General features: G+C 63.2%; 20 protein-coding genes and 1 pseudogene. 17 read left to right on the plus strand and 4 right to left on the minus strand.

Annotated elements, in window-relative coordinates:
• The first annotated feature begins 65 nt into the window (after positions 1-65).
• The 6 genes from pstC (at position 66) to EK373_RS25035 (ending at position 5,713) form a co-directional block, all read left to right on the plus strand.
• Complete coding sequence (gene pstC, locus EK373_RS25010) at positions 66-998, plus strand: phosphate ABC transporter permease subunit PstC (RefSeq protein ID WP_129647061.1); 933 nt, start codon at positions 66-68, stop codon at positions 996-998.
• The gene (pstA, locus tag EK373_RS25015; RefSeq protein WP_129647063.1) at positions 998-1,939 is read left to right on the plus strand and encodes a phosphate ABC transporter permease PstA; all 942 of its coding nucleotides are present in this window, start codon (positions 998-1,000) and stop codon (positions 1,937-1,939) included. The genes pstC and pstA overlap by 1 nt, the downstream gene beginning before the upstream one ends.
• Positions 1,940-1,942: 3 nt before the next feature.
• Complete coding sequence (gene pstB / locus EK373_RS25020; RefSeq protein ID WP_129647065.1) at positions 1,943-2,842, plus strand: phosphate ABC transporter ATP-binding protein PstB; 900 nt, start codon at positions 1,943-1,945, stop codon at positions 2,840-2,842.
• A gap of 17 nt (positions 2,843-2,859) precedes the next feature.
• Positions 2,860-3,585, plus strand: coding sequence for a phosphate signaling complex protein PhoU (gene phoU, locus EK373_RS25025; protein ID WP_157994531.1), 726 nt, complete (start codon positions 2,860-2,862; stop codon positions 3,583-3,585).
• Positions 3,586-3,716: 131 nt separating this feature from the next.
• Complete coding sequence (locus EK373_RS25030; protein WP_129647069.1) at positions 3,717-4,175, plus strand: DUF4437 domain-containing protein; 459 nt, start codon at positions 3,717-3,719, stop codon at positions 4,173-4,175.
• The gene (locus EK373_RS25035) at positions 4,175-5,713 is read left to right on the plus strand and encodes a M20/M25/M40 family metallo-hydrolase (protein ID WP_129647071.1); all 1,539 of its coding nucleotides are present in this window, start codon (positions 4,175-4,177) and stop codon (positions 5,711-5,713) included. Before EK373_RS25030 ends, EK373_RS25035 begins: the two co-directional genes overlap by 1 nt.
• Position 5,714: 1 nt before the next feature.
• Here EK373_RS25035 and dapD read toward each other — a convergent pair whose 3' ends face one another.
• The 4 genes from dapD to map all read right to left on the minus strand — a co-directional run bounded on the left by dapD (position 5,715) and on the right by map (position 11,304).
• On the minus strand, positions 5,715-6,533 hold the full coding sequence (dapD, locus tag EK373_RS25040; RefSeq protein ID WP_129647074.1) for a 2,3,4,5-tetrahydropyridine-2,6-dicarboxylate N-succinyltransferase: 819 nt from the start codon (positions 6,531-6,533) through the stop codon (positions 5,715-5,717).
• 65 nt (positions 6,534-6,598) lie between these two features.
• Positions 6,599-7,798 (minus strand): succinyldiaminopimelate transaminase, encoded by a 1,200-nt coding sequence (gene dapC / locus EK373_RS25045; protein ID WP_129647076.1) that lies wholly within the window; start codon positions 7,796-7,798, stop codon positions 6,599-6,601.
• Entirely contained in the window at positions 7,795-10,497 is a 2,703-nt protein-coding gene (gene glnD / locus EK373_RS25050) for a [protein-PII] uridylyltransferase (RefSeq protein ID WP_129647078.1), read from the minus strand. Before glnD ends, dapC begins: the two co-directional genes overlap by 4 nt.
• A 39-nt stretch (positions 10,498-10,536) precedes the next feature.
• Positions 10,537-11,304 (minus strand): type I methionyl aminopeptidase, encoded by a 768-nt coding sequence (gene map, locus EK373_RS25055; protein ID WP_129647364.1) that lies wholly within the window; start codon positions 11,302-11,304, stop codon positions 10,537-10,539.
• Positions 11,305-11,588: 284 nt separating this feature from the next.
• On the opposite strand from map, the pseudogene rpsB reads away from it, so the two are divergent.
• The 11 genes and pseudogenes from rpsB to lpxD all read left to right on the plus strand — a co-directional run.
• A pseudogene (gene rpsB / locus EK373_RS25060) lies at positions 11,589-12,383 on the plus strand (30S ribosomal protein S2); the annotation flags it as partial.
• 241 nt (positions 12,384-12,624) lie between these two features.
• A complete protein-coding gene (tsf, locus tag EK373_RS25065) occupies positions 12,625-13,524 on the plus strand; it encodes a translation elongation factor Ts (protein ID WP_129647082.1) in 900 nt (299 codons plus the stop codon).
• Between the two features lie 91 nt (positions 13,525-13,615).
• Positions 13,616-14,347 (plus strand): UMP kinase, encoded by a 732-nt coding sequence (gene pyrH / locus EK373_RS25070; protein WP_129647084.1) that lies wholly within the window; start codon positions 13,616-13,618, stop codon positions 14,345-14,347.
• Between the two features lie 14 nt (positions 14,348-14,361).
• Positions 14,362-14,919 carry a ribosome recycling factor gene (gene frr, locus EK373_RS25075; protein WP_129647086.1) on the plus strand — a complete coding sequence of 186 codons (558 nt, stop codon included), beginning with the start codon at positions 14,362-14,364 and terminating at the stop codon, positions 14,917-14,919.
• Between the two features lie 13 nt (positions 14,920-14,932).
• Entirely contained in the window at positions 14,933-15,670 is a 738-nt protein-coding gene (gene uppS / locus EK373_RS25080) for a polyprenyl diphosphate synthase (RefSeq protein WP_269813722.1), read from the plus strand.
• A complete protein-coding gene (locus EK373_RS25085) occupies positions 15,670-16,464 on the plus strand; it encodes a phosphatidate cytidylyltransferase (RefSeq protein WP_129647090.1) in 795 nt (264 codons plus the stop codon). The genes uppS and EK373_RS25085 overlap by 1 nt, the downstream gene beginning before the upstream one ends.
• Entirely contained in the window at positions 16,461-17,669 is a 1,209-nt protein-coding gene (gene ispC, locus EK373_RS25090; protein ID WP_232831213.1) for a 1-deoxy-D-xylulose-5-phosphate reductoisomerase, read from the plus strand. Before EK373_RS25085 ends, ispC begins: the two co-directional genes overlap by 4 nt.
• A complete protein-coding gene (rseP, locus tag EK373_RS25095) occupies positions 17,666-19,066 on the plus strand; it encodes an RIP metalloprotease RseP (protein WP_129647092.1) in 1,401 nt (466 codons plus the stop codon). The genes ispC and rseP overlap by 4 nt, the downstream gene beginning before the upstream one ends.
• Before the next feature lie 94 nt (positions 19,067-19,160).
• Positions 19,161-21,623 carry an outer membrane protein assembly factor BamA gene (gene bamA, locus EK373_RS25100; RefSeq protein WP_129647094.1) on the plus strand — a complete coding sequence of 821 codons (2,463 nt, stop codon included), beginning with the start codon at positions 19,161-19,163 and terminating at the stop codon, positions 21,621-21,623.
• Positions 21,624-21,688: 65 nt separating this feature from the next.
• Positions 21,689-22,279: an OmpH family outer membrane protein gene (locus tag EK373_RS25105; RefSeq protein ID WP_129647096.1), complete on the plus strand. Its 591-nt coding sequence runs from the start codon at positions 21,689-21,691 to the stop codon at positions 22,277-22,279.
• Positions 22,280-22,347: 68 nt separating this feature from the next.
• Positions 22,348-23,418, plus strand: coding sequence for a UDP-3-O-(3-hydroxymyristoyl)glucosamine N-acyltransferase (gene lpxD, locus EK373_RS25110; RefSeq protein WP_129647098.1), 1,071 nt, complete (start codon positions 22,348-22,350; stop codon positions 23,416-23,418).
• The last annotated feature ends 7 nt before the right edge of the window (positions 23,419-23,425 follow it).

Consider the following 23,425-nt stretch of genomic DNA (forward strand, 5'->3'; position numbering starts at 1 on the left):
ATGCGCCCTTCGCGGACGGGCCGGTGCACAGCCTGACGGCGTGACACACGGGTAAGCGGGTATCTATGGCTTCTACTGCGGCTACAAAGTCCAACGATCTGGTTTCGCGCAGCGGCCTGCGCTACCGCAAGATCCGGGACCGCATCGTCGAGACGTTCCTGCTCGCGGCCGGCCTGGTCGCGGTGTTCACGACCCTGGCCATCGTCGTCATCCTGTTGACGGAATCGGCTGCGTTCTTCGATCACGTCTCTTTGAAAGACTTCCTCACCGACACCATGTGGACGCCGCTGTTCGCGGACGCGCACTACGGCATCCTGCCGCTGGTGGCGGGCACGTTGACGACCACGATCGTGGCGCTGATCGTGGCGGTGCCGGTGGGCACCATCATTGCGATCTACCTGAGCGAGTTCGCGTCGCACCGGCTGCGCGAGACGGTCAAGCCCATCCTCGAATTGCTCGGCGCGGTGCCGACGGTGGTGTACGGCTACTTCGCGCTGACGGCGGTGACCCCGTTGTTACAGATGCTCATGCCCGAGCTGCCAGGCTTCAACATGCTGAGCGCCGGCCTGGTGATCGGCTTGATGATCGTTCCTTATGTCGCGTCGGTCAGCGAAGACGCGATGCGCGCCGTCCCGCGTTACATGCGCGAAGGCTCGTACGCCATGGGCGCGACTCGCTTGCAGACGGCGCTCCGCGTCGTTGTGCCAGGTGCATTCTCCGGTCTCGCGGCCGCGTTCATTCTCGGCATCTCGCGCGCCGTCGGTGAGACGATGGTCGTCGCAATCGCCGCCGGCATGCAGCCGAACTTCACTTTCGACCCGCGCGAGCAGGCAGCGACCATCACCGCTTATATCGTGCAAGTCAGCCTGGGCGATCTGCCTCACGGCAGTATCGGATATCAGAGTATTTTTGCCGCCGGTCTGGTGCTGATGTTGATCACGCTCATTTTCAACGTGATCGGCTTCTCGCTGACACGTAAGTTCCGCGAGGCGTACTGATGGCCACCGCAAACGTTCCGGATTATTTGAACCCGGATTCGATCCGCACCGGCCTGTCGCGGCGCAAGATGCTCGATCAGGTGTTCGTGATCGTCGGCCTGGTGCTGATGTTCGCCTGTCTGGGCATCCTGGCCGTGCTGTTCATGAACCTGGTGCTCGACGGCTCGGAGCGCTTCGGCTGGGACTTCTTCACCAACTTTCCGTCGCGCCGCGCCGAGCGCGCCGGCATCCTGGGCGCCTGGGTCGGCACCTCGCTGATCATGCTGGTGACTGCGTTCTGCGCGGTGCCGGTCGGTGTGGCCGCGGCGATTTATCTGGAAGAGTACGCGCCGAAGAACTGGTTCACGGCGATCATTGAAATCAATGTCACGAATCTCGCCGGCGTGCCGTCCATCGTCTACGGCCTGCTGGCACTGGGCTTGTTCGTGTATCAGTTCGGGTTGGGGCAGAGCATTGCCGCTGCCGGTTTGACGCTGGCGCTGCTGATCCTGCCTATCGTCATCGTCGCGACGCGTGAGTCGATTCGCGCTGTGCCGAAGTCGATTCGCGAGGCGGCGTATGGCCTGGGCGCCACGCGCTGGGAAGTGACCAAGGATCACGTGTTGCCGTACTCCACGGGCGGCATTCTCACCGGCATGATCCTGGGCCTGTCACGCGCCATCGGCGAAACGGCGCCCATCATCACGATCGGCGCGCTGAGCTTCATCGCGTTCCTGCCGTCGTCGCCGATCACCAGCGAGTTTCCGTTTATCTCTTTCCAGTGGTTGAGCGATCCATTCACGGCCATGCCCATCCAGATGTTCAACTGGGTGTCGCGTCCCGACCAGGCGTTCCAGGCGAACGCGGCGGCGGCCGGCGCCATCCTGCTCGGCATGACGCTGCTCATGAACGCGGTGGCGATCTGGATTCGCTACCGCTTCCGCAAGAAGATCAATTGGTGACCTATGATCGACACCACGAGCACACGGGGCACCCCGGAGAGCACTTTGCGTAACGAAGAACCTGCACGCCAACCGCCGGCGGGAGTCGCGGCGCCCCGCGTTTCCATCGCGGTGGATGACACTCGTCAGTCGCGTGCGATCACCAGCGTCAAGGCGCAGGTCGAGAACCTGAACTTCTATTACGGCCAGAACCGCGCGCTGAAGAACCTCTCGATCCCCATTGCGGACAAGCAGGTCACGGCGCTGATCGGTCCGTCCGGCTGTGGCAAGAGCACGTTCCTGCGTTGTTTCAACCGTATGCACGATCTGCAGCCGGACACGCGCTACGAAGGCAGCATCACGCTGCACCCGGACAACATCAATCTGGTCGGCTCGGGCATCGATCCGATCGAAGTGCGCATGCGCATCGGCATGGTGTTCCAGAAGCCGAACCCGTTTCCCAAGACGATTTTCGAGAACGTGGCCTATGGCCTGCGTCTGCGTGGCGTGCGCAATCGCGCGACGCTCGCCGAGGAAGTGGAAAAGGCACTGCGTGGCGCCGCGTTGTGGGATGAAGTGAAAGACCGCTTGCAGGATTCGGCGCTGGCATTGTCCGGCGGTCAGATGCAGCGTCTGTGTATCGCCCGCGCGCTCGCAACCACGCCGGAAATCCTGCTGTTCGACGAGCCGACCTCGGCGCTCGATCCCATTGCCACGGCGAAGATCGAGGAGCTGATCTCCACACTGCGCGATCAGGTCACGGTGCTGATCGTGACTCACAACATGCAACAGGCCGCGCGTGTCTCCGACTACACCGCCTTCATGTATCTGGGCGAGCTCATCGAATTCGACGAGGCCGCCAAGATCTTCACCAACCCGAGCAAGAAGGCGACTGAAGACTACATCACCGGTCGTTACGGCTAACGTCGATCGCCATGAACATGGGCGGCTCCGATCCCGTGGAAGGCCACACCGCCAAGGCATTCGATGCCGCGCTCTCCGACCTGCGCCTGCAGATCGTGGGCATGGGCGGGCTGGTGATCGACCAGGTCTCGGCCGCCGTGCGTGCGCTGCTCGATGGCGACGCCACGATCGCCGATCTGGTCTTGTCCCGCGAAAAGAAAGTCAACGAGCTGGAGCGCTTCGTCGATCGCGAGGCGTTTCGGCTGATCGCGCTTCATCAGCCGATGGCGAGCGATCTGCGCATGGCCAAGGCCGCTTCCCGGATTACGGTCGAGTTGGAGCGCGCGGGCGATGAAGCGAAAAAAATCGCGAAGTTCGCCGCTCGCGTCGCCACGGGCGAGCCACAAGGGCCGGTGCTCGCAGTCGCACGTTTCCTGCGGCACATGGCGGAGCTGACCACCGGCATGCTTCGGGATGCGGTCCGTTCTCTGGACGAATCGAATGCCGAGATGGCGAGCGCAGTGCGTGCTCGCGATTCGGAGCTCGACGACGAGTTCGCCGCCGCGCTTCGTCAGATCCTGACGCTCGCCATGCAAGACGCCCGTTTCCTCGGCGCGACCATCGATACCGTGTTCGCGCTCAAAGGGCTGGAGCGCATCGGCGACCATGCCAAGAACATCGCCGAGCAGGTCTTGTTCGTCGCCAGCGGCGAAGACGTCAGACACACGAAGAAAGCCGCCGAAGCCGGCACTCCCGAGAAATAATTTCCCACGATTCGACCCGCGGGCGGTCGATTTCGACGGTCCGCCGCGCGATAGCGGTCCGCCGACTCGGCCTGGATTCCTCCGCCGTCGCGACATCGTATGATGCGCCGATCTATCGGAGGGCGCCTGCTATGGTTGGTCGCGCGATGTTCCTGTCGGTCGCATGTACTGTTTTCGGCTTCGCTGCCGGCATCTACGCGGCGTCCGGACCGCAAATGATCGTGACTCCGATCGAAGGCGCTGTGTTCAAGCCAATGGATCCCGCACGGCCCGGGTCTCCGGAGGTCGCCATCCTCCGCGGCGATCCAGCGAACGGGCCGTCATCCATGCTCATGAAGTTCGGCAGAGGCGAGGGGCGCATGCACGTTCACTCCTCGGACTACGACCTCGTCGTCGTCAAAGGCCAGATGAAGCATTGGCAGCCCGGCGAAACCGCGGAGACTGCCAAGCTGCTCGGTCCAGGCAGCTATTGGTTCCAGCCTGGCAATCAGACGCACGTCGACAGTTGTCTCAGCGATGAATGCTTGATGTACGTGCAGTGGGGCGGCAAGCGCGACAGTCGCGCGGTAGAGAGCACGGGAGCGAATTGATGCACCGACTGAACAGCATCGCGGCCGGCCTTTGCGTTCTGCTGCTCCAGGCAAATGCGCTGGCCGGCTCGCAGGCGACTGCAATCACCACGGCCACGCAGAAGAACCTCCCTGAATATCTCGAGTTACTCAGCCTGCCGAACGTTGCGGCCGAGCCGAGCGACATCCAGCGTAATGTCGCCTTTCTCGAAACGAGCTTTCAGAAGCGCGGCTTCAAAACGCATCGGCTCGACAATCCGGCCGGGCGGCCGATGATTCTCGCCGAGCTGAGTGGGGCGCAGGCATCCGCGCCGACCATTCTGTTCTACGCGCACTTCGATGGTCAGCCCATCGTCAAAGAAGAGTGGGCGCAGAAGGATCCATTCGAGCCAGTCGTGAAGGAGAGAAACGCGCAGGGCGCGTGGCAAGAGGTTCCGCGCGAGCGATTGTTTGCAAAGCCGTTCGACCCGGAGCTGCGCGTGTTCGCGCGCTCCGCGTCTGACGATAAATCGCCCATCGTCATGCTGCTGACGGCCATGGATGTACTCCAATCACAGCGCAAGAAGCCGGCTATCAATGTGAAAGTGCTGCTCGACTCCGAAGAGGAGATGGGCTCGCCGAGTCTTGCCGCGACCGTCAAAGCCAACGCGCCGCTGTTCAAAGCGGACGCATTGATCGTACTCGACGGTCCGCTGCACGGCTCCGGCAAGCCGACGCTCGTGTTCGGCAATCGCGGCATTACGCAGGCGACGTTGACGGTGTTCGGTCCAACCGCGCCGTTACACAGCGGTCACTTTGGCAACTATGTGCCGAACCCGGCGCTGCGGCTCGCTTCGCTGCTCGCGTCGATGAAAGATGACGACGGCCGGGTGCGGGTCGAGGGTTATTACGATGGTATCGATCTCACGGACGCCGATCGTCAGATTCTCAGAGCGACCGGCGACGACGAGGCCGCGCTGCTGAAGCGTGCGGGCATCGCGAAGGCCGAGGGCGTCGGTGCGACCTATCAGGAAGCGCTTCAGTATCCATCGCTCAACGTGCGAGGCATGGCCTCGGCTTCGGTTGGAGCGAAGGCGTCGAACATCGTGCCCAGCGAAGCCATCGCTGAAATCGACATTCGCACCACGCCGGAGACGGACGGTCGCCGCCTGTTCGAGTTGTTGAAACGTCACATCGAGAAGCAGGGCTATCACCTGGTCGACGCCGCGCCGACCAAAGAGGAGCGTGCGAAGTACGACAAGCTTGCAATGTTCAAGCTCGGGAGTGTGGAAGCCGCGGCGCGCGTGCCGATGGATGCGCCGGTCGGGCGCTGGGCGATGGCTGCTTTGAAGTCAGCCACTGCTCCGGCGCCGAAGGCGGAGCCGGTGCGAATCAGGATGATGGGCGGGACGGTGCCGACCGACGTGCTGGTCGAGGCGCTCGGCTTACCGTTCTTGCTGGTGCCGACGGTGAACGCCGATAACAATCAGCACACGTTCGACGAGAACATGCGCATGGGCAACTTCGTCACCGGCGCAGAGACTGTTTACAGCCTGCTGGTGACGAAGTACCCGAAGTAGATCAATCTCGCAGCAGCTCGTTCAAGCTGACCTTGGAGCGCGTCTGTGCGTCGACGCGCTTCACGATCACGGCGCAGTACAGGCCGCACTTGCCGGTCGCCGAAGGCAGTGAGCCGGCCACGACGACCGCGCCGGCGGGCACGCGCCCATAGGTCACTTCATCGCGCTCGCGATCGTAGATCTTGGTGCTGGCGCCGATGAATACGCCCATCGAGATGACCGCGCCTTCCTCGACGATCACACCCTCGACGATCTCGGAGCGGGCGCCGATGAAGCAGTTGTCTTCGATGATGGTCGGATTGGCCTGCAGCGGCTCGAGCACGCCGCCGATGCCGGCGCCGCCCGACAGGTGCACGTTCTTGCCGATCTGCGCGCACGAGCCGACGGTTGCCCACGTGTCGACCATCGTGCCTTCGCCGACGAACGCGCCGACGTTGACGTAGGAGGGCATCAGAATGGAATTCGGCGACACGAATGCACCACGACGGACGATGGCGTGCGGCACGACGCGTACACCTTCGGCGCGGAAGCGCGCTTCGTCGTAATCGGAGTACTTCAGCGGCACCTTGTCGAAGAACTGCGTGAAGCCCGCTTCCATCGGCCGATTGTCATAAAGCCGGAAGGACAGCAGCACCGCCTTCTTCAGCCATTGATTGACGACCCATTTGCCGTCGCGCTTTTCGGCGACCCGGGCCTTGCCGTTGTCGAGCAGCGTCAACGCCTCTTCGACTGCACCGCGGACATCGGTGGGCGCGTTCTTGGGATTGAATTCGGAACGACGCTCGAAAGCGTCATTGATGATATTGGCTAGCTCGGTCATGGGCGGAATTGTATCCCAAACCGAGCGCCGACCACTGACTAAAGTCAGTGCCCCTGTCGTCTGTTTCAGGTCCTGCTCTTGACGAACTCGCGAATGCGCGACGCGGCCTCGATGCACTCGGGCACCTTCGCGACCAGTGAAATGCGCACGCGGCCGCGCCCCGGATTGGTGCCGTCAGGCATGGGGCGTGCGATGTAGCTGCCCGGCAACAGCGTGATGTGCTGCAGCTCGAACAACTCGCGCGTGAAGCGTTCATCGTTGTCGACCTCAGGCCACAAGTAGAACGCGGCCTCGGGCATGTCGACCGGCATCACCTCGCGCAGGATGGGCAGAACGGCCCCGAACTTCTGGCGATACAGATTGCGATTCTCGAGCACGTGCGCTTCGTCGTTCCACGCCGCGATGCTGGCGAACTGAACCGGCGGCGGCATGGCCGAGCCGTGATATGTGCGATAGAGCAGGAACGGCTTGATCAGCTTGGCGTCGCCAGCGACGAAGCCCGAGCGCAAGCCAGGCACGCTGGAGCGCTTCGACAAACTGTGAAACACGATGCAGCGTTCGTATGAAGTATTGCCGGCGGCGGCCGCGGCTTGCAGCAGGCCTGCGGGTGGCTTGGCTTCATCGAAGTAGATTTCGCTGTAACACTCATCAGACGCGACGATGAAGTCGTAGCGCTCCGCGAGCTGCAGTGCGTGCTGAAGATATTCGATGCTGGCCACGGCGCCAGTCGGATTGCTGGGCGAGCACAGGAATAGAATCTGGCAACGTTTCCAGACGTCCGCAGGCACGCTGTCCAGATCTGGCAATGCCGAGTGAGCGGCATCGTTCGGCATGAAGTAGGGCTCGGCGCCCGCGAGCAACGCCGCGCCTTCATAGATTTGATAGAACGGGTTCGGCATCACCAGCAGCGGCTGCTTGCTCGAATTCGTCATGGCCTGCACGAATGCGAACAGCGCTTCGCGGGTGCCATTGACCGGTATCACCATGGTCTCCGGCGACATCGAACCGGCAGGCAGCTCGAAGCGGCGGGTCAACCAATTGGCGATCGACTCGCGCAGCTGCGGAATGCCTGCGGTGAGGGGATAACTGCCCAGCCCCTGCATGTTGTGAGTGAGCGCGTCGATCACGAACGGCGGCGCCGGGTGCCTCGGCTCGCCGATATACATCGCAATCCAGGACAGATCGGCGGGCGGCTGAGCGCCGGCCAGCAGCGTCCGCAGCCGTTCGAAGGGATACGGCTGCAGCTTGTTCAGAGCGGGATTCATACGCGGCGGTCGAGTGTTTCGGTAATTCGTTGCGCCAGCTGCTGCTTTGCCTGGGCGCTCAAGGGTCCGCCGGCGTCGTCGGTGATGTAGAACACGTCCTCGGCGCGCTCGCCGACGGTCATGATCTTCGAGGTGAAGATCTTCACCTCGGCGGCCATGAACACCTTGGCAACCTGCGACAGCAGGCCAGGCCGGTCGCCGGCGATGATTTCAACGATGGTCCGGCCGTTCACCGGCTCTTCGCTGAAAGTAACCTGCGTCGCGGTCGTGAACATGCGCACTTGTCGTGGGGCACGACGAGTCACGGTCACAGCAACGTTGTCGGGCTTCGACAACGCGTGCGCGAGCTGCTGCTCGATATCACGAATGCGCGCCGGATCGGTGATCTCCGCGCCGGTATCTTCCAGCACGTGATACACGTCGAGGCTGAAGCCGTCGGCGGTCGGGGTGATGCGAGCGTCCACGATGTTCAAGCCGAGCTGGTCGAGCAGGGCGGTGGTGCGAGCGAAGCTGTGCTGGGTCTGCGGCGTGTACGTCGAAATGCCCGTGCCGCCGCGCCCGGAAAGCTGCTGCACGGAGACGAGCGAGCCCTGATCGCCGTTATCGCGCTCCGCCAGCATCTTCGTGTGCCAGGCGATTTCTTCCGGCGTATGCCGCAGGAAGTAATCTTCGGTGAAGCGTTGCCACACCGATTGCCGCAGGATCTCGCCGACGCCCGCGCGCGTCGTCAGGTCTTTGGCCCGCGCCTGCGTCTCGGCGATCAGCTCATCTTTATCGAGCGGACTTTCATGGCCACGGCGCAACGCCTGACGCGTGCGCTCGTAGAACTCGGCGAACAACGACTGTTTCCAGTTGTTCCAGAGCTTCGGGTTCGTGCCGCGCACGTCTGCGACGGTCAGCACATACAAATAATCCAGGTGCGTCTGGTCGCCGACGTGCCGGGCGAACTCGTTGATGACTTTCGGATCGGAGATGTCTTTTTTCTGCGCGGTGACCGACAGCACGAGATGGTTGCGCACCAGCCAGGCGACCAGGCGTGCGTCGTAACGCGACAGGCCCTGCTCGAGGCAGAAGGCTTCGGCGTCGACCGAGCCGAGATCGGAGTGATCGCCGCCACGGCCCTTGGCGATGTCGTGGAAGATCGCAGCCAGATACGCCAGCTCCGGCTTCGGCAGCGACTGCATGATGCGAGACAACGCCGGGAACTCGTGATCGTACTTCGGCATCGCGAAGCGACGCAGATTGCTGACCACGAACAGCGTGTGCGCGTCGACCGTGTACGCATGAAACAAATCGTATTGCATGCGGCCGACGATGCGGCCGAACGCCGGAATGTAGCGGCCGAGCACGCCGTACAGGTTCATGCGACGCAGCTCGTGCGTCACGCCGACCGGCGCGCTCAGGATCTCGAAGAACAACCGATGATTGCGCGGATGCTGGCGGAACTCTTCATCGATCAGCCACAGGTGACGCGTCAGCTGGCGGATCGTTTCTGCGCGCACGCCGCGGATCTTCTCGGAGTTCTGCTCGATGATGACGAACAGCTCCAGCATGGCCGACGGATAGCGATCGAACACGTCGTCCGAGGTGACTTCGAGGAAGTCGTTGCGGATCTGGAAACGTGCGTTCACCGGCGCCGGCGGCACGTTCGGATCGGTGAGAATGGCCTCGCGAAACAGCTGCAACAGCATTTCGTTCAGCAGGCTCACGTCCATGGCCGTGCGGTAGTAGCGCTGCATGAACTGTTCGACCGCGAGCGTGTAGGTCGCGTCTTCGTAGCCGAACATTTTCGCGAGCCGGATCTGATGGTCGAACAGCAAGCGATCTTCGCGGCGCGAAGTCAGGACGTGCAACGCGAAGCGGACCTTCCACAGGAACGCCTGCGCCGTTTTGAGCTTGCGCAGTTCGCTACGGGTGAGGAAGCCGTGCTCGACCAGCTCATCGAGCGACTCGGCGCCGAAGTGGCGCTTCGCGACCCAGCCGATGGTTTGAATATCGCGCAGGCCGCCCGGGCTCGATTTCACGTTCGGCTCGAGGTTGTACGCGGTGTCGTAGTAGCGATGGTGACGCGCGGTCTGCTCGTTGACCTTCGCTTCGAAGAAATCGCGCGTCGGCCACACACGCTCCGGAGCGAGCGCGCGACGCATGGCTTCGAACAACAACTCGGGGCCTTGGAGCAGGCGGGCTTCGATCATGGTCGTTGCGACACTGACGTCGGCGGCGCTCTCGCGCTGGCAGTCGTCGATGGTGCGCACGCTATGGCCCACTTCCAGGCCGATGTCCCACATGAAGGTGAGGAATTTTTCCAGCGAGCCCTGCCACGGTGCGGATTCGCTCTTGGGCAGCAGGATCATGATGTCGATGTCGGAGCAGAGGTTCAGCTCGCCGCGGCCGTAGCCGCCGACCGCGATCAATGCAACGTCGCGCACGTGTTCGCCGATGTGCATCGACCACGCGGTTTTCAACAAAGCATCGACCAGGCGCGCGCGGTCGCGCACCAGGCGCTCAACCGGCTCGTCATCGAGGAAGCGCTGCTTGAGGCGGTTGTCGCCTTCGGTCAGGGCCGTGCGAAAGGTCGCGACGTCCTGTGGATTGGCCGCCAGCTGCGGCTGCATGGCTGCCAGATAGTCCCACGACGGATCGCTCGCCTGCGTGGGCGAGGCAAGCTCTTCCAGGTCATCCGGAGTGACGACAGGCATGAGAGACCGGCTGAGAAACGAAAGGAGTGCTAATGATACTCAGCGCTGAGCGGCGCCGAGCGTCAGCACTTCGTAGCCGGTGTCAGTCACCAGGACCGTGTGTTCCCATTGTGCGGACAAGGAATGATCCTTGGTGATGACGGTCCAGCCGTCGGGCAGCAGCCGCACGTGGCGTTTGCCGGCATTCACCATGGGCTCGACCGTGAAGGTCATGCCGGGAACCAGCTCTACGCCGCGGCCTCGCTCGCCATAATGCAGCACCTGGGGATCCTCGTGGAAGATTCGGCCGATGCCGTGTCCGCAATACTCGCGCACGATCGACAGGTGCTGGGGCTCCACGAACTGCTGGATGGATGCACCAAGATCGCCCAGTCGGGCGCCGGGACGAATCTGACGGATGCCGGTCCACATGGCTTCATGCGTGATATCGATGAGCCGCTGCGCAGCCGGCGCGATCTTGCCGACGGCGAACATGCGGCTGGTGTCGCCGTGCCAGCCGTCTTTGATGACAGTGATGTCCAGATTGATGATGTCGCCCTGTTTCAGGCGCTTGTCCGGGCTCGGGATGCCGTGGCAGACCACGTGATTCACCGAGGTGCAGATCGACTTCGGGAAGCCGCGATAATTCAGCGGAGCCGGCACGGCCTTCTGCACATTGACGATATAGTCGTGGCAGCGGGCATTGAGCTCTTCGGTGGTGACGCCGGGCACGACGTACGGGCCGATCATGTCGAGCACGTCCGCGGCCAGCCGGCCAGCGACGCGCATCTGTTCCTGTTCGGCGGGAGTTTTGATCGTCACCTGCATGGCATTTGGGGCGGAAGTCAGGGAGGCCGCGCTTTCTTCGACGCCTGCGACCTTGCGGTTTAGCGACTGCAACAGCCCACGCATCATGGGTTTAGCGCCAGCTGGAAAAAGTTGTGAACGATCATGGAGTTTATGGTATAAAGCGCGCGTTTTTTTGGCAACGAATCTCTCTCTCTTTAACCTGAATTCTCACATCTGACCGACACAGTTGACGGGGTGCTTGTCCGATAAAGACAGGTCGTCAGCTGGGGCAGATGGAGGCTCAACCCCTTAGGAGTTTTGCGATGACCAGCGTGTCCATGCGACAGATGCTGGAAGCGGGCGTTCATTTCGGACACCAAACCCGCTTCTGGAACCCGAAGATGGCTCCTTATATCTTCGGCGAGCGTAACCGAATCCACATCATCAACCTCGAAAAGACCCTGCCGATGTACAACGACGCGGCGGGCTTCATCCGCCAGGTCGTGGCGGACGGCGGCCGCGTGCTGTTCGTCGGCACCAAGCGTTCGGCCCGCGAGGCGGTGAAAGCAGCGGCGCAGCGCGCCGGCATGCCTTTCGTCAGCCACCGCTGGCTGGGTGGCATGCTCACCAATTTCAAGACCGTGCGCGGTTCCATCAAGCGTCTGACGACCCTCGATGAGATGGCGACCAACGGCACGCTCGAACAGCACAGCAAGCGCGAGGCCCAGGGCCTGCGTCGCGAGCGCGAGAAGCTGGAACGCAGCCTGGGCGGCATCAAGGCGATGGAGTCGCTGCCGGACGTGCTGTTCGTGATCGACGTCGGTCACGAAAAGATTGCCATTCACGAGGCGAAGAAGCTGGGCATCCCGGTCGTCGCCATCGTCGACACCAATTGCACGCCCGATGACGTGGACTACGTCGTGCCGGGCAACGACGACGCCATGCGCGCCATCTCGCTGTACGCCGAAGGCGTCGCGGATGCGGTGCTGGACGGCCGTTCGGCGCAGCCGGAAGTGCCGGCGGGCGAAGACGAGTTCGTCGAGCTGGACGAGGAGGGCAAGCCGAAGCCGAAGGCCGCGGGTGGTGCTCCGGCGCCGCGCCGTGACCGCCGTCCGGCTGCTTCGGTCAAGAAGAAAGCCCCGACGCGTCGCCGCGCCCCCGAGAAGATGGCCGAAGGCCAGGTCGAGGAAGTGGTGGCTGCCGAGGTCGATGACGTCGAAGGCGACGTGTCCCCTGAAGAATTCATGGCGCGCCGTCAGGCGGCGCTGGCCAAGCGCAAGCCGACTGGCGCGCCGGCCGCCGATGCCGCTGCCGCTGCCCCTGCCGCGGCCGCTGCCAAGCCGACGGAGTAATTGAGCGATGGCCGTTACAGCTGAAGCAGTCAAGATCCTGCGCGAGCGAACTGGCGCAGGCATGATGGAGTGTAAGAAGGCGCTGGTCGAAGCCAATGGCGACCTGGACGCCGCCGCGGAAGCGATGCGCAAGTCCGGTCTGGCCAAGGCCGACAAGAAGGCCTCGCGCGTCGCCGCCGAAGGCGTGATCGTTCTGGAGCGCTCGGCCGACGGCAAGCGCGCCGCGATCGTCGAAGTGAACTGCGAGACGGATTTCGTCGCGCGCGAGAAGGATTTCCAGAACTTCGCCAGCGCGGTTGCCAAAGTGGCGCTCGATAAGCGTTCGGCCGATGTGGCCGCGCTGGGCGAGCAGGCCATTCCGGGCGGCCAGTCGATCGAAGAAACCCGCCGTGCGTTGATCGCCAAGATCGGCGAGAACATCAGCATCCGTCGTTTCCAGATCGTGGAAGCCCCGGCCGTGGTCGGCGCTTACCTGCACGGCACGCGCATCGGTGCGCTGGTCGTGATGAAGTCCGGCGACGAGGCGGTCGCCAAGGACATCGCGATGCACGTGGCCGCCATCAATCCGGCGCGCGTCACGGCCTCCGAAGTGCCGGCCGACGAAGTCGCCAAGGAGAAGGGCGTGTTCGTCGAGCAGGCCGCGCAGGATCCGAAGAACGCCGGCAAACCGCGCGAATTGCTCGAGAAGATCGTCGAGGGCAAGGTCCGCAAGTGGCTGAACGAGATCACGCTGATGGGCCAGCCGTTTGTCAAAGACGACAAACAGACGGTCGAGCAGTACCTGAAGAAGGCGGGCGGCGAAGTGCTGTCGATCGTGCGTTACGAAGTCGGCGCCGGCATCGAGAAGAAGCAGGAAGATTTCGCCGAGGAAGTGCGCAAGCAGGTAGAGAGCGCCAAGAAGGCGTAACCTCCGACCCGCTCAGACATTACGATTTGAACCCCGCTTCGGCGGGGTTCTTTATAATGGCCGGCAGTTTTATCTGAACACCAAGGTTTTCATGGTAGCCACCCCCGCCCCGAACGGCCTGCGCCGCATCCTCCTGAAGCTCTCCGGCGAAGCCCTGATGGGCGAGGAGGACTACGGCATCGATCCCAAGTTCCTCAAGCGCGTGGCGATGGAGATCCGCGAGGTGATGGGCCTCGGGATGCAGGTAGCCGTGGTCATCGGCGGCGGAAACATTTTCCGTGGCGCGGGCCTGGCCCGCGCCGGTATGGACCGCGTGACCGGCGATCACATGGGCATGCTGGCGACCGTGATGAACTCGCTCGCCATGCAGGATGCGATCGAGGCGCTCGGCATGCACGCCCGGGTGATGTCGGCGATCCGGATCAACCAGGTCTGCGAGGAATACATCCGGCGGCGTGCCGTCCGCCACCTGGAGAAGGGACGGGTGACCATTCTCGCTGCGGGCACGGGCAATCCGTTCTTCACCACCGACACGGCGGCCTCGTTGCGCGCCATCGAGATCGAAGCGGACCTGCTGCTGAAGGCGACCAAGGTCAACGGCATTTACACCGACGATCCGATGAAGAACCCGAACGCCACGCGTTATGCGCGCCTCACCTTCGATAAAGTGCTGACGGATCGTCTCAACGTGATGGACGCCACCGCCATCGTCATGTGCCGCGACAACAACGTGCCGCTGCGCGTATTCGATTTGAACACCCCCGGCGAACTGCTGCGCATCGTGCGCGGCGAAGACGTCGGTACGTTGGTCACCAACGGGTAGTCCGGAGAACTCACATGTTAGAAGACGTAAAAAAAGACGCCGTCGAGCGTATGCAGAAATGCGTCGTCGCGTTTCGCAATGAGCTGAAGCGGCTGCGCACCGGCCGCGCGCACCCGAGCCTGCTCGAGCACATTCGCGTCGAGTATTACGGCAACGAAGTGCCGTTGAATCAGGTCGCGAACGTCGCGCTGGAAGATGCGCGCACCATCACTGTGACGCCGTGGGAAAAGACCATGGTGGGTGTGATCGAGAAGGCGATCATGAAGTCCGATCTGGGCTTGATGCCGAACACCGCGGGCACGGTGATTCGCGTGCCGATGCCGCCGCTCACCGAAGAGCGCCGTCGCGATCTCACCAAAGTCGTGCGTCACGAAGCGGAAAACGCGCGCGTCGCGGTTCGTAACGTGCGTCGCGATGTGAATACCGAGATCAAGGACATGCTCAAGGAAAAGCTGCTGTCGCAGGACGACGAGCGTCGCGCCGGCGAAGAAGTGCAGAAGCTCACCGACAAGTACGTTGCCGAGATCGAGCAGGTGCTGCAGGAAAAAGAAAAAGAGCTGATGCAGATCTGAGCCGAACCCGCTCGTGAAGAATTCAACCTCCGGCGGCATTCCGCGGCACATCGCGGTGATCATGGATGGCAACGGCCGTTGGGCCGCTGCTCGCGCGCTGCCGCGCACGGCCGGTCATGGCATGGGCGTCCGCACGGTCAAGCAGATCGTCGAAGCCTGCGCCGAGCGGGGCGTCGAAGCGCTCACCTTGTTCGCGTTCTCCAGCGAGAACTGGCAGCGGCCGCGCGAAGAAGTCTCGATGCTGATGAACCGGTTCCTCGAGGCGCTGGATGAGGAGATCGAGAGCTTGCACCGCAACGGTCTGCGGCTGCGTTTCATCGGCAATCTGACGCAGCTGTCAACCGCACTGCGCGAGCGCATGGAAGCAGCCATGCGGCTGACCGCCGACAACCAGGGGATGGCGCTGGCGATCGCGGTCGCCTATGGCGGCCGGTGGGATATCACGAACGCCACCCGGGAACTTGCCCGCCGCTGTGCTGCCGGAGAGATACAGAGCGACGCCATCGACGAGGCGGCGGTCAGCGCGCAACTGGCGCTGGCAGGGCTACCGGATCCCGATCTGCTCATCCGTACCGGCGGAGAACAGCGCATCAGCAACTTTCTGCTGTGGAATCTCGCCTACACCGAGCTGTATTTCTGCGACACGCTCTGGCCCGACTTCGGCGCCCGCGAGCTGGACGCGGCCATCGAGCATTTCGCGCGCCGGCAGCGGCGCTTTGGCCTGACACCAGGCCAAGTGGGGGCGCGCTGATGCTTCGCCAGCGGGTGATCACGGCGCTGGTGCTGGCTCCCTTCGTCATCTTCGTCATTCTCTGGGTTCCCCATCCCATCACCTCCGCCGTGCTGGCGCTGCTGGTGGCGGCCGGGGCCTGGGAGTGGTCGGCCTTTCCAGGATTCACCCACACTTCGACACGGCTGGGCTACGTGGCTTTCATTGCCGCCTGCCTGGGGCTGGCCTGGTATGTCGGGGTCGATAGCGTCGAATCGGGTCTGTTGCTGTATGCCTCGCTCGCCTGGTGGGTGCTGGCGCTGCTGTGGATCGCCTTCGCGCCGGCCAGCGTGAATCGCGCGACGGCCGCCGTCGCCGGCCTGTTTGCGCTGGTGCCGGTCTGGCTGGCGCTGGTGCGGCTGCACGCGCAGGGTCCGCAATTGATGTTGTTCCTGCTGCTGCTGGTAGTGGCGGCGGATATAGGCGCATATTTCGCCGGGCGCGCGCTCGGCAAGCACAAGCTGGCGCCGCGGGTCAGCCCGGGCAAGACCTGGGAAGGCGTCGGTGGGGGGCTGGCGGCCGCTGCGCTGATGGCGGCGTTCGGCGTGTGGTGGTTCAGCATGGACACGGTGCCTTTCATGGCGTTGTGCATCCTGGTCGCGATTGCTTCGGTGGTCGGCGATCTGACCGAAAGCATGTTCAAGCGTCACGCGGGCCTGAAGGACAGCGGCAATCTGCTGCCCGGCCATGGCGGCGTGCTCGATCGCGTGGACAGCGTGACCGCCGCCGCGCCCGTGTTCCTCATCGGCCTGGAACGGCTGGGGCTGCTGCGATGAGCGCGGCCCGCATGCGAGTGGCCGTGCTCGGCTCGACCGGCAGCATCGGCCTCAGCACGCTCGACGTGCTGGCTCGTCATCCCGATCGTTTCGAAGTATTCGCGCTCAGCGCTCACAACAACATTGCGCGGCTGCGTGAGCAGTGTCTTGCCCATCGTCCGCAATTTGCGGTTGTGGTCGACCCGGTCGCGGCCGTGAAACTCACTTCGGAACTACACACCGCGGGCTGCACGACTCGCGTATTGGTCGGAGAAGCGGCGCTGAGTGAAGTTGCGGCTCACGAGCAGGTCGATGCAGTGATGGCTGCCATCGTCGGCGCGGCCGGCCTGCCTTCGAGCCTGGCGGCGGCGCGCGCCGGCAAGCGGATCATGCTCGCGAACAAGGAAGCATTGGTGATGTCCGGCCCCTTGTTCATGCAGGCGGTGCGGGAAGGCGGGGCGACGTTGTTGCCCGTGGATAGCGAGCACAACGCGGTGTTCCAATGTATGAGCGGGCCTGGTGCGACTCAGGCCGGCGTGATCCGTGCCGATGTCCGGCGCGTGCTGCTGACGGCCTCGGGTGGACCTTTCCTGCGCACCCCTGCCGGCGCGCTGCGGGCGGTCACGCCTGAACAAGCCTGCAAGCACCCGCGTTGGGTGATGGGTCGCAAGATCTCGGTGGATTCGGCCACGCTGATGAACAAGGGATTGGAACAGATCGAGGCTTGTTTGCTGTTTGCCTTGCCGCCGGCGCAGGTCGAGGTGGTCGTGCACCCCCAGAGCATCGTGCACTCACTGGTCGAATACATCGACGGCTCGATGCTGGCGCAGTTGGGCAATCCCGACATGCGCACGCCGATCGCGCACGCGCTCGGCTGGCCGGAGCGGATCGCCTCCGGTGTAGAATCGCTCGATATTTTGCGGGCTGCGCGCCTGGACTTCGAAGCTCCCGACGCGACCCGCTTTCCAGCCTTGAGGCTGGCGCGTGCTGCGGCGGAAGCGGGCGGCACTGCTCCGGCAGTATTGAACGCTGCGAACGAAGTCGCTGTCGAAGCTTTCTTACAGCGCCGGCTGTCATTCCTGGAAATTCCGGAAGTGATCGAGCGCGTGCTGGCGCGTCACCAGACGCTGCCGGCGAGCTCGCTCGACGATGTGTTGGGCGCGGATGACTGGGCGCGTCGCGAGGCGCAAGCGGCCCTGACGGCGGCCGCGGGAGTGTGTGCATGATTACCCCGAGCGGTCCGCTGGAATGGCTCATCGCCATCGTCGGATTCATCATCGCCATCGGCATCCTGGTCTCGGTGCACGAGTTCGGCCACTACTGGGTGGCGCGCCGGCTCGGCATCAAGGTGCTGCGGTTCTCGATCGGTTTCGGCAAGCCGCTGTGGAAGCGCGTCGGTCGCGACAAGGACCAGGTCGAATACGTGATCGCGGCCATTCCGCTCGGCGGCTACGTGAAATTGCTCGACGAGCGAGAAGGCGACGTGCCTGCAGCGGACCTGCCGCGTGCGTTCACTCGCCAGCCGGTGTGGAAGCGCATTGCCGTGCTGCTCGCCGGGCCGATGTTCAATCTGTTTTTCGCGGTGTTTCTGTATTGGATCCTGTTCACCGCGGGCGTGCCGGCGCCGCGCTCGATCGTCGGCGACGTGGAACCCAATTCGATCGCCGCGCAGGCCGGCCTTCGTTTCGAGGATCACATCGTCAACGTCGGCGGCCAGCCCACCGATACCTGGGAAGAAGCGACGCTCGGCATCATCGAAGACCTCACCGATGACGGCCAGATTCACATGCGCGTCCGTGGTGTCGATGGCAGCGAGCGCGACCTGGTCCTGGATGCCGGCAATCGCAGCCGCGAGCTCACGCAGCCCGACGCGCTGATGCCCGGCCTGGGTTTCGATATCTGGCGGCCGAGAGTGCCCGCCGTAGTCGCGACGGTGATGAACGATACCGCTGCTGCTCGCGCCGGCCTGAAGGTCGGCGATGAGATCCTGAAAGTGGACCAGCAGCCAGTGGCCGACTTCAGCGAGCTGGTGACGCGGGTCAAGCCGTACCCGGGCCGCGACGTGACCTTGGAGATCCGCCGGGACGGACAGATCCTGTCGGTGCCGCTGACCATCGGTGAGAGCCAGCAGGCGGGCAAGCCGATCGGGCTGATTGGCATCGGGCCGGAGAACAAGCCCATCCAGACCGGCCGCACTTTCGAAGACATGGTGGCGCTGCAGAAGTACGGTGTGTTCGCTGCGGTGGGGCAGGCGGCTACGAAGACCTGGGACACCTCGGTGTTCACGTTGCGCATCGTCGGCCGGATCGTGACCGGCAACGTGTCCCTGAAGGCTATTTCCGGACCGATCAGCATCGCCGAAACGGCGGGCTTCGCGATCCGGCAGGGCTGGCGCTTCTTCCTGGGGATCCTGGCGCTGATCAGTATCAGCCTGGGCGTGCTGAACCTGTTGCCGATTCCGATCCTGGACGGCGGTCAGATCGTGTATCAGCTCGCGGAACTGGTGAAGGGCAAGCCGGTCTCAGAACGTGCACTCCAGCTCGGGCACAGCATCGGCATCGCGGTGCTGATCCTGATGATGACGCTGGCCTTCTACAACGACATCGTGCGACATCTGAATTAATGGCGCCGGTGATGCACATGATGCAGGGTCGGGGCAGCGTGGCGGCCCATTCCGATATAAACATGGCAAAAGAGAAAATAGGGGCATAGGGCTGATGCGGTTGAAGTCCATCATCCACGCGACTCTCGCGGTCGCAGCGGCAGGTGCTGTGCCAGGCGTTTGGCCCGGCGTCGCCGTCGCGCAAGTCGCCGCCGCGTCGCCGTCCAGCTTCACGGTCGGCGATATTCGTATCGAAGGCCTGCAGCGCATTTCCGAAGGCACGGTGTACAACTATCTGCCGGTGAACATCGGCGATCAGATCGACGAGCGCCGCATTCAGGAAGCGCTGCGCGCCATGTACAACACCGGCTTCTTCCGCGACGTCGAGATTCGTCGCGACGGCGGCACGCTGGTGGTCGCAGTGCTCGAGCGTCCCTCGATCGAGAGCTTCGAGATCAAGGGCAACAAGGACATCAAGACCGAGGACCTGCAGAAGTCGCTGCGCAACGTCGGTCTCGCCACCGGCAAGACCTTCGATCAGTCGGTGCTCGATGAGGTGAAGCAGTACCTCACCGATCAATATTTCTCCCGCGGCAAGTACGCGGTGCGCGTCGACACCAAGGTCGAGGAGGTGCCGGGCAACAAGGTCAAGCTGACCATCGACGTGAACGAAGGCAAGCGCGCCCGCATCCGCCAGATCAACATCGCCGGCAACACCGCGTTCACCGACGAAGATCTGCGCGAAGAATTCGAGCTGAACACGCCGAACTGGCTGTCCTGGTACAAGCAGGACGATCGCTACTCGCGCGAATCGCTGTCGGGCGATCTGGAAAAGCTGCGCTCGTACTACATGGACCGCGGCTACGCGAATTTCCACGTGACCTCGACGCAGGTCGCGATCGCCCCCGAGAAGGACGACATCTTCGTCACGGTCAACGTCGACGAAGGCGATGTGTTCAAGATCTCCGAGATCAAGATGGCCGGCAACATGGTCGTGCCGGAGTCGGAGCTGCGCCGCCTGATCTTCTTCAAGCCCGGCGACACCTATTCGCTGCGGCAGATCACCGCGACCCAGGAAGCGATGAAGCTGCGCCTCGGCATCGACGGCTATGCGTTCGCAACCGTCGATCCGGTGCCGACGCCGAACAACGACACCAAGGAAATCTCGCTCACGTTCGTCGTCGATCCGAAGAACCGCGTGTATGTGCGCCGTGTGAATTTCAACGGCACCTCGGGCGTGAACGACGAGGTGTTCCGCCGCGAAATGCGCCAGTTCGAAGGCGCATATCTGTCGAACGCCGCGGTGGAGCGTTCCAAACAACGTATCCAGCGTCTGCCGTTCATTCAAAAGGTCGAGGTGGAGACCAATCAGGTGCCGGGCGCGGCCGACCTGGTGGACGTCGATTTCCAGATCGAGGAGGGCTTGCCCGGCCAGTTCGGCGGCGGCATCGGCTACTCCGAGTCGCAGTCGATCATCCTGAACGGCAACTTCGTGCACTCGAACTTCATGGGCACGGGCAACCGTATCGCGGCGGAGATCAACTCCGGCCGTTACGCCAAGGCGTTCAGTTTCTCGCACACCGATCGCTACACGACCATCGATGAAGTGCAGCGGACGATTTCGGCAGGCTATCGCGACGTCACGCAGTTCACATCGGCGACCTCGGACTTCGATACCGAGACGATCACGCTGGGCATCAACTACGACTGGCCGATCACCGAATATCAATATCTCGGCGTGGGTCTGTCGGCCCAGCGTGCCGAGCTCGTCACCAGCGAAGGCGGCAGCGCGACGCAGGCGACCGACTGGGTGCGCTCGAACGGCAACGCCAAGACCCGCTGCGTGGAGTTCGTGGTCGACGGAGCTTGCGACGACAGCTTCGAATACAACTTGTACAGCAGCTCGTTCGACACGCTCGAGCTGAACATGGGCTGGCGTTATGACTCGCGCAACCGAGCCATCTTCGCGGACCGCGGCGCGCGTCATCGTTTCAATATCGGCTACACGGTGCCGGGCAGCGACGTCGAGTTCTGGACCGCGTCGTACGATTACCTGCAGTTCCTGCCCATCTGGCGCAGCCTGACGCTGATGATCAACTTCGAGCTGGCTTATGGTGAAGCGCTGGGCGACACCACCGCGCTGCCGCCGTATCGTCAGTATTTTGGCGGTGGCCCGGACTCGGTGCGCGGCTTCCGCGAAAGCCGCCTGGGTCCCAAGGACAACTTCGGCCGCCCGTATGGCGGCAATATCAAGACCATCGCCCAGACCGAGCTGCTGCTGCCGATGCCGGAAAAATGGCGTAATAGCGCCCGTTTCAGCCTGTTCTACGACATCGGCAACGTGTTCTCGGATCAGAACATCAAGTTCTACGGGCCCGATCAGGTGACTGAAGTGGACTACGGGTTCAGTTATGATGAGCTCCGGCAGTCCGCCGGTGTGGCCGTGCAATGGCTGGCCCCGCTGGGCGTGTTCCGGTTCAGCTACGCGGTGCCGCTCAAGAAGGTCAGTGGCGACACCAATGCGCGCTACGGCGACGAAACCGAGGGCTTCCAGTTCTCGATCGGCCAGGCGTTCTGACGATCGCGCGGCGGGCTGTTAGCTTCTTATTACGATAAATTGGGATACTTTTTCCGAGGTTGGATATGGCACGTTTGAGCATTCCTGCTTTTCTGCTCGCTCCGCTGGCGCTGTCCGTCGCCCTGTTTGCGCCGGTCGCCGGCGCCCAGACGCAGCTGAAGATTGCCGTGGTCAACGTGCCGCGGCTGCTGGAGGAGGCTCCGCAGGCGAAGTCGGCCATGCAGGCCCTGCAGGATGAGTTCTCGCCGCGCCAGCGCGAGATGGCGGCTCAGCAGAAAGATCTGAAGGCCAAGGAAGAAAAACTGCAGCGTGACGGCGCGGTGATGGCCGAGAACGAGCGTCGCAATTCCGAGAAGGAACTGCGCGAAGGTCAGCGCGACCTGGCTCGCAAGCAGAATGAATACGTCGAAGACCTGAACGTGCGCCGTAACGAAGAGCTGGGCAAGCTGCAGCGCTCGCTGTTGCAGGAAGTGCAGACCTTCGCACGTTCATCGGGCTACGACCTGGTGGTGGGCGACGGCGTGTTGTTCGTCAACGAGTCGCTCGACATCACTCCGCAGATCCTCACTGCCTTGCAGGCTCGCGCCAAGACGGGCGGCGGCCCGAAGCCGGCCACGCCGCCGGCGAAGCCCGCTTCGCCGCCGGCGAAGCAGTAATCCATGGATAATTCCATTCAATCCGCGCGCAGCCGTTCCGGGCTGCGCCGCTGAGCCGGGCGACGGCGATGTCTGCGCAGCCCGGCCTCAGCCTGGGCGAGCTCGCCGTCCGCTTTGGCTGCATCCTCAAAGGCGATCCTGACCTGCGCGTGTCGCGGGTTGCTGCGCTGGAGAGTGCGGACGCCGCGTCCGTCACGTTTCTGGCGAATCCGCGCTATCGCCGTCATCTGCAGCAGACCAAGGCGGGTGTCGTCGTGCTCGATCCGAGGCTGGCCGATGCCTGCCCCGTGAACGCACTGCTCGCGAAGAATCCGTATGCGACCTATGCGCGCATCGCGGCTTTGTTATATCCGCCGCCCGCTGCACCGCCAGGCCGGCATGCAACGGCGGTGATCGAGGCTTCGGCGCTGATCGACGCGAGCGCATCGATCGGTCCGCACGCAGTCATCGGCGCGAATGTGAAAATCGGTGCACGCACGGTCATCGGGCCGGGCTGCGTCGTCATGGACGATGTGACGATTGGCGACGACACCCGACTCACCGCGAATGTGACTTTGTGTCGCGCCGTCGTCGTCGGCGATCGTTGTTTGTTCCATCCGAGCGTCGTGATCGGCGCCGACGGCTTCGGTCTCGCGCCCGATCAGGGCGAGTGGCTCAAGGTCCCGCAGGTGGGCACGGTGCGCATCGGCAGCGATGTCGAGATCGGCGCCAGCACCACCATCGACCGGGGCGCCATCGACGACACCGTCATCGGCAATGGCGTGAAGATGGATAACCAGATCCAGATCGGCCACAACGTGCGCATCGGCGACCATACCGCCATCGCCGGCTGTGCCGGTATTTCTGGCAGCGCGACCATCGGCAAGCGCTGCATGATCGGCGGCATGGTCGGCGTGGCCGGTCATTTGACCGTCTGCGACGATGTGGTGATTACTGGTAAATCTTTCGTGTCGGGCAGCATCCGTAAGCCCGGCTACTACTCGAGCGGCATACCGGTCGACGAAACGACTCGTTTCCGCAAAAATGCCGCCCGCTTCCAGCACCTGGACGAGTTCGTCCGTGAGGTTCGCCGGGAGCGGGGCGCGGCCGCCGATGACGCTGCCGGGCCCGAAGAAACTGACGATCCGCGTGGGGAATAACAAGGCT

The organism is Peristeroidobacter agariperforans (genome assembly GCF_004138335.1).
GTDB lineage: Bacteria > Pseudomonadota > Gammaproteobacteria > Steroidobacterales > Steroidobacteraceae > Steroidobacter > Steroidobacter agariperforans.